Raw genomic sequence first — 5,275 nt, 5'->3', positions numbered from 1 at the left:
GTCAACAGTCAACAGTCAACAGTCAACAGTCAACAGTCAACAGTCAACAGTCAACAGTCAACAGTCAACAGTTAACAGTCAACAGTCAACAGTTAACAGGCTAATTCCCCAAAAAATAGCCTCTGCTGCGTCAATTAAACCTGCTGCTGTATCAGGAAAGGCTGCTATGAGGTATTTTAAAAGCATAGTGCGATCGCCCCCCGTGAGTGCAATTTTGCTATCAGGAAACAAACCCCGCCAATCTTCAATAAAATCCCTAACTCCTGCCACCGTCGCATACACAACTCCGCTTTGAATTGCGCCAGCAGTGTCTTTCGCCCAGCGGTGCGGCAGATTTTGTGGTAAACTAATTAATGGTAATGCAGCGGTTTTTTTACCTAGCGACGATAACTGCAAACCCAAACCTGGTAAGATTGCGCCCCCAACTAAATACCTATTGACATCAGCCCCAGTAAATGTTAAAGCTGTACCAGCATCTATAAGTAAAACTGGCCAACCAAATTGGTTGCCAGCACCCAGTACAGCCAAAGCTCTGTCAATTCCCAGGGTAGGATAGAGTCCCCCGATCGGTAACTGGTCTAAAGTAATAATCCCGACATCTGGATAACTCTGCCAAATTGCTGTTTGCTGGGGAACAACGGAGGCTAAAACTAGAGGCAGGGGAACTAAAGAAAGTGTGTGAGGACTAGAAAATGCGGGAGTAGCAGGAAGACAAAGGAGATTTTGAGCAGATATTTCCTCGATCGACCTCATTACTGTTTGCACCAAATATTCGGCCTTTTGCTTCTCGGAGAACCGGGAAACAGCATCAGCATTGAGATGCTCTGTATCCCATGTTTTCTCCAGGGTTTTGCCCACAAATAATCCCCAGTGCAGCCGGGAATTGCCGATCGCCAAAGCTATTTTAATCTGCGCTTTACCTGTCGATCCAGAAGTAATGTTGTCGGTGGTTGCTGGCGAACTAAAATTGTCGGGAAGCGAATTTTCCATGTTAAGCGGGCCGGCGCAAACATTGAACTAAAGATAGATTTTAGATTAATTTTATTTGCTTAACCGGGCGGTTAACTCTATTTGACATCTAACCAAGTTCCATGCCGCGCACCAATTAGTATTGTCGCCTGCAGAGGGCATACTTGCTAAATATAAATATTTGTAAAGCAAATAATTGCTTTGCTCAGGCTGCCTCCTTTATAATGTCTTAAGATATTCCAAAAGTCCTGGTAGCTGCGATGGGGCTGTTGGCGGGGTAAGCACAGGTTTAAAAAACCCGACTCAATCAAAATACTGTACAACTGCTGAGTAAATATGTCTTTAAAAATACAAGAACACGAAAACCCCTGGTACAAAGTAACTTCGCGGTTGCCTGAATCTGAAAATTGGAGGCAGGAAGAAAGTCTTTCGCTGCCGGAAGTAGACCAACAAAAAGCCCTAATAGTGCAGATGCAGCAGCAAGTTCAGTTATCAAACTTGCTGAACCAAATTAATAACGAAATTCGCAGTACACTTGACATAGAAGAAATTTTGACATCGGCCTGCAGATTGCTGGGGCAAGCGTTACAGGCCAGCCGCGTGAGCATTTTAGTCAAAGAATCAAATACAGAAAAAACTTTAGTCACGCGCGGAGAGTACAACGCGGGGGACTATCCGATCCAACTGGGAATGAAAGTACCCATGAGTGACAACCCGCATTTGGCAGCCGTCGTGTCTCAGCAAGAGTCCCTAGCAGTGACGAAGTTTCTCGATTTTCCGGGATTGAATCCACAAACCCGAAAAATTGCCGAAGCTTTGGAAATTAACTCAATGCTGGCAGTAGCTACTCGCTATCAAGGTGAAGTGAATGGCATAATTGGTTTGCATCAGTGCGATCGCGAACGGGAATGGACTGATTGGGAAAGGCAGCTTTTAGAAGGGGTAGGATCGCAATTGGCGATCGCGATCAATCAAGCCAAACTATATAGCAAAACCAGGCGCCAAGCCGAACGAGAATCGCTGCTACGGCTGATCGGCAACCAAATTCGCAGTACCCTGGATCTGGGAACTATCCTGGAAACAGCGGTGAGGGAAGTCCGCCAACTCTTGCAGTGCGATCGAGTAATTATCTATCAGTTTCAAGACAACTGGCAAGGAAAAGTTGTTGTTGAAAACATGACTGTTCCTTGGCCTTCAATTTTAGGAGATATGGGGGCTGATAAGTGTTTCCGGGGAGATTACGCCGATCTTTACCAGCAAGGGCGAGTCAAAGCAATTAATGATATTTTTAATGCTGGTTTAGAGCCTTGTCATGTCGATTTCTTAGATAGTTTGCAGGTAAAAGCTAATCTGATTGTGCCGATAGTTACATCCAGAACTGAAGAAAATACCTCCGACACAGCCGGAAGCTATAATCCTAAATATCCCGGTAGGCTGTGGGGTTTGCTGATTGCTCACGAGTGCGGGGATACCCGCAATTGGCAGCGGCAAGAGATGGAGTTGCTATCCCAAATAGCCAACCAAATGGCGATCGCCATTCAGCAAGCAGAACTTTACAGCCAAGTCCAAGACGCTGCGGTAAAATCTCAAGCTCAAACCCAGCAGTTGCAGGCTGCGTTAGAAGAATTGCGATCGGCACAGCAGCAATTGATTCAAAGCGAAAAAATGTCAGGTTTGGGGCAAATGGTAGCCGGAATTGCTCATGAAATTAACAACGCCAACAATTTCATCCACGCTAACTTGTTTCACGCTCAAGAATATTTTAAAGCGTTGAACCAAGCTCTAGAACAGGTCGGAAATGCCTGCCCGGAAGCAGGGGAGGCAATGGTCAGAATCAATGAAGAACTAGAACTCGATTACATTCGAGAAGACTTTGGTAAACTTCTCAATTCAATGCGGGAAGGAAGCGGGAGGATTCGCTCGATCGTGATGACGCTGCGAAATTTTTCTCGTTTAGACCACGCTGAATTAAAACCAGTAGATTTAAATGAAGGTTTAGAAAGCAGTTTCTTAATGCTGCAAAATAAGCTAAAAACCCATATCAAAATAGACAAGCAATACGGCAGTTTGCCGCCCGTCCAATGTCATGCCAGTCAAATTAACCAAGTATTTTATAATTTGATTGACAATGCTTTAGATGCGCTCCAGTCAACGAGCAAACCGGGGGAATTAACTATCCGCAGTTGGCAAAGCGAGCCGGACTGGGTAACAATCTCTGTCCGCGACACGGGATCTGGCATTCCTGCGGAAATTCAAGACAAGATTTTTGACCCATTTTTTACTACTAAACCTGTGGGGAAAGGCACTGGTTTGGGACTTTCAGTGTGCTATCAGGTAATTGTTCAAGCTCACGGCGGCAAGATCCGTTGCGTCAGTCAGGTTGGTGAAGGAACTGAGTTTATTGTAGAGTTGCCGCTGACAAATCAGAGGAGGGTAAGTGCATAATTCCTACTTTAGTCAGATTAACTCTGTTTTGTCACTCTGGCAGTAGTATAGAACCCATTTGACATCTTGAGGGCGATCGTCAATCACATTACGTATCACCAATAAACTTGGTTTTTTAGCGATGCCTACGGCCAGCTTCGCTAACGCATTTTTAATGAAATCAGATTTAACTTACGCCCGAACCCCAATTTTCAGAAATTCCCAACTGGGTGATGCTTAGACATATAAAATCATAAGTATTTTTACTCATAATTGTCTCTGCGGATTCACTTCTGTCCGCTGAATCACTGAAAGCTGCCTCTTGGGGGGCCCGGAATGTGGGATGTAAGCTCTCCTCTACAGATGTGGAAAACCCGCTTTTTATAGGGCTGAAAAAAAGATCGCAATTTGTCCGGATATAACTTATTGATGATGAAAGTTAAAGCTATCTATGTAAATCTGTCTAAGTAGGTGTAATTATTTACACTCAATATTTGATCAGGGGCAATAATACCTTCAGATGCTTATTGGGCAAGCATTTTTACTTGATTTACCTGCAGGTATGAGGAAATTTTTCTTGCAGTGACCGATCGCTACAAGAAAGCCCAACCTCTGGTTTTCAGTCACTTCTAATTCTTAATTACTCATCATTAACACAGAAGCTATGGCTACTTCAATCACTGGTTCTTTGGGTACAAGCACTAATTACAGCAATGTCAATGACCTGATCGCAAAATGGCCTACTGCCGCCAAGGATCAAGGCATCCAACTGTCTGGGATAGCTTTTGATGGCGTGGAAACGAACTACACTAACCCTACTGCCCTCAGCAACCTCACCTTAGCAACGAACGAAAACCCTAAAAGCTGGTTGAGCTACGGCGGTCCCGCTGGTGTTGGTGTCGCATCTGATTATCCTGGTTGGTTCACCGACGCCAATAAACTTCGGGCGGAAATCAACTTTGACCCCAACACCAATAAATCTCAGGTGCTGAAGGTGAAATGGGGAGATAACAAGGACATTACTAGCGCCACGATCGGGCTGAGTGGATTACTTCCCAAATCCAGTTCTACTACAGCGAACGATCAAGGCAATGAAGCTGGTTTGCTGCAAATCTTCAATAACGGGGCTTTGGTACCGGCTACCAATTTTACGATCGCTCGCCTCAACCCTCCTACCCCTCCGATCACTCCAAAACCGATCGGTGTGTCTTCAGATGGAGTGACTTTCATTGCCGATCGTGCCGATGGCAATTTCACATTCCAGATACAAGCAAATTCCACTAGCGTTGCTTTTGACGAACTGCGGTTCTCCGCCAAAGCCTACGATAGCCCCACCGCTGCCTACGCCACTAGCACCTCCGTCAAAAGCGATAGTTCCGACTACTTAGTGCGGAGTATTCAATATCAAGGAATTGATGTGACGCCGACGCCGACGCCGACATCTCCAAGTCTCTTCCAGTTCGCCCAACCAAATTACACAGTGGCTGAAGGCGACCCGGTTACGATTAACATTACTCGCACCGGTGGCACGGCGGCGGCATCGATTAACTACGCTACAGTTGACGATTCGGCAAGTTCAGCAGGCACAGCAGCGGATTACACTACGGCGGCGGGGGTGTTGAATTTTGATGCGGGGCAAACAACCGCTAGTTTCACCGTGACGGCTTTGACTGATTCGATTTTGGAATCGCCGGAAAGGGTGAATTTGGTGCTGTTCGGTGGCAATGTCAGTAATACGTCAATTTTGACGATTAATGATGTGCCGCCGACGCCAACGCCAACGCCGACGCCGACATCTCCAAGTATCTTCCAGTTCGCCCAACCAAATTACACGGTGGCTGAAGGCGACCCGGTTACGATTAACGTTACTCGCACCGGTGGC

Annotated in this window: 3 protein-coding genes; 2 read left to right on the top strand and 1 reads right to left on the bottom strand. The window is 45.9% G+C overall.

Going from position 1 to position 5,275, the window contains the following annotated elements:
- Positions 1-78: 78 nt before the first annotated feature.
- Positions 79-990, bottom strand: a complete 912-nt coding sequence (locus QUB04_RS29855; RefSeq protein ID WP_333290147.1) for a pantothenate kinase — start codon at positions 988-990, stop codon at positions 79-81.
- A 315-nt stretch (positions 991-1,305) separates the two neighbouring features.
- Here QUB04_RS29855 and QUB04_RS29850 point away from each other — a divergent pair, with 315 nt between their 5' ends.
- Positions 1,306-3,414: a GAF domain-containing protein gene (locus tag QUB04_RS29850; RefSeq protein WP_333290145.1), complete on the top strand. Its 2,109-nt coding sequence runs from the start codon at positions 1,306-1,308 to the stop codon at positions 3,412-3,414.
- 643 nt (positions 3,415-4,057) lie between these two features.
- Positions 4,058-5,275 (top strand): Calx-beta domain-containing protein (locus QUB04_RS29845; RefSeq protein WP_333290143.1); only part of this gene is annotated, 1,218 nt, incomplete at its 3' end.

The sequence above is a fragment of the Microcoleus sp. D2_18a_B4 genome, from assembly GCF_036702475.1.
Taxonomy (GTDB): Bacteria; Cyanobacteriota; Cyanobacteriia; order Cyanobacteriales; family Microcoleaceae; genus Microcoleus.
Note: the sequence above shows the minus strand (reverse complement) of the source record. Positions and strands in the feature narration are given on the sequence as shown.